The 2,012-nt window shown below is 76.3% G+C and carries 1 protein-coding gene and 1 pseudogene; one reads left to right on the top strand and one right to left on the bottom strand.

The genetic code is table 11. The annotated features are described in order from the left end of the window. Positions 1–24: 24 nt before the first annotated feature. A complete protein-coding gene (locus D8M29_RS11540; protein WP_095347355.1) occupies positions 25–1,176 on the bottom strand; it encodes an ABC transporter permease in 1,152 nt (383 codons plus the stop codon). Positions 1,177–1,362: 186 nt separating this feature from the next. Here D8M29_RS11540 and D8M29_RS11535 point away from each other — a divergent pair. Continuing rightward, positions 1,363–2,012 (top strand): annotated as a pseudogene (locus D8M29_RS11535) (sensor histidine kinase); the annotation flags it as partial.

Raw genomic sequence — 2,012 nt, 5'->3', positions numbered from 1 at the left:
CGGGCGGCGCCGTCGTCGGGGCGGTCAGTTGCCGCCGAGGGCGACCAGCGGGTCGATCCGGGTGACGCGGTAGACCGCCACGACGGCGGCGAGCATGCCGAGCACGAGGACCCCGGCGGCGGGCACCGCGGTGGTGGCCCACGAGAGCTCGAACGGGACGGCCCGCCCCGCGAACGCGCCGATCACGGTGGCCAGCCCGGTGCCCACGGCCACGCCGCCGACGAGCACGAACGCGGCCTGCGCGAGCGAGTCCTTCAGCACCCAGCCGTTCGAGCCGCCGAGGGCCTTGAGCACCGCGATGTCGCGGGTGCGCTGCACCGTCCAGATGGACAGGAACGCGATCACCACGAGCGCCGAGATGCCGTACAGGAAGCCCTGCATGGTCATCAGGGAGCCGTTCTCGGACCGGTAGCTGGGCAGGGCGGCGTAGGAGCCCTTCACGGTCTCGGCGACGGTGCCCGCGGCGTCGTCGCCGGCGGCGGCCACGGCGTCGACGTCGGCGCCGGCGTCGAAGCGCACCAGGCCGGCGGTGCCGAGCACCGCGTCGTCGGCGGTGTGCGAGATGGCGTTCCAGTCCTCGAGCGCCAGCCACGTCACGGGGGAGTGGGAGTAGTACTCGGTCGGCACGACGTCGGCCACGGTGTAGACGAAGCCGGAGACCGCGACGGCGTCACCCTCCTGCGCGTGGAGGGAGTCGGCCACGTCCTGGCTGAGCACGATCTGCCCGGGCTCGACGCCGGCCGGCGCGTCGGAGCCGCCCGGGGTGAGACCGATGAACGCGGTGGTGGCCACGCCGGTGGTGGGCTCGCCGGACACGTCCGCGCGGCCCTGCGGGTCCGTGTCCACGGGGTGCTCGAGGCCGATGGCCCGGCCCTGGCTCACACCGAGCGGCTCGACGGAGGCCACGCCGTCCGTGGCCGCCCACGCGTCGCGCTGGGCCACGGTGAACTCGGACTGGGTGAACGACGCGGTGGGCTCCTGGCCCGCCGCGCCGCCGAAGACCAGACGCTGCACGCCCTGCTCGCCGAGGCGGTCGATCGCGGCGGTGTTCTGCCCGCCCAGGCCGGCCGTGAGGCCGGAGAGCATGACGAGCAGCAGGCTGATGAGGGCCACCACGGAGCCCATGAGAGCGAACCGTCCGGTGGCGAAGCGGAGGTCGCGGAGTGCGAGGAACACGGGGCGCGTCCTTTCCTGACGAGGTCTGTCCTGAGGTTGCCTCCACGGTCTCGCGCGGGGAGGGGTCGCCACATCGCCCGCGGCGGCTGGACCCGGTCAACCGAATGGTTGATCCCGGCGGCGCAGCGGCGCGACCCCGGGGCATCGGGCCGTTGTCGCGTCCGGGGCGCGCCCTAGGGTGGAGCCATGTCCGTCGCCCCCCGCGCCGCCGTGCCCCCCGCGCCCACCGAGACCGGCACCACCGCCGTGCTCGCCGGCCTGCGCGTGGCCCTGCACGTCACGTTCGCCGCACTGCTCACCGTGGGGCTGGCGCGCGCGCTCGCGGACCGGTCCCCGGACGCGTCCGGTCCGTTCCCGGCCACCACCCTGGTGCTGCTGACCGCCGCGCTGGCGGGCGTCTACCTGGCCGGGACCGTGCTGGAGCGGCGCCGGTGGGCCCGGGGCGACGACGTCGGCCGCGGTCCGGCGGTCGCCTGGCTGGCCCTGGTGCTGCTGCTGTGGGGCCTGCTCGTGGGCCACCACGGCGACTTCGCGTGGGTCGCCTTCCCCCCCTTCTTCGTCGTCCTGCCCGTGGTCGACCGGGGGGCCCGTCAGGCGCGGCGGCGCCCGGTGGTCGGGCCCGGGCGGGTGGTGGCGATGGCCGCCGTCGTGGTGGCCGGGAGGGCGGCGGGCGCCGGCGGCGTGCGGGTGCCGGCCGTGATCGGCCCGCTGGTGGGCGCCGCCGTGGCCGTGGTGCTCTCCGGGGCGTACCGCGCCCTGCACGCCGCGTCCGAGCGCCAGCGGGCCGTGGCCGAGCCGCTGCGCGCTGCGCAGGCGGAGCTCGCGCGCACGGAGCA

Origin of the sequence: Micrococcus sp. HSID17227 (assembly GCF_003989405.1) — a bacterium.
GTDB lineage: Bacteria > Actinomycetota > Actinomycetes > Actinomycetales > Micrococcaceae > Micrococcus > Micrococcus luteus.
This window is presented reverse-complemented; position numbering and strand designations above follow the sequence as displayed.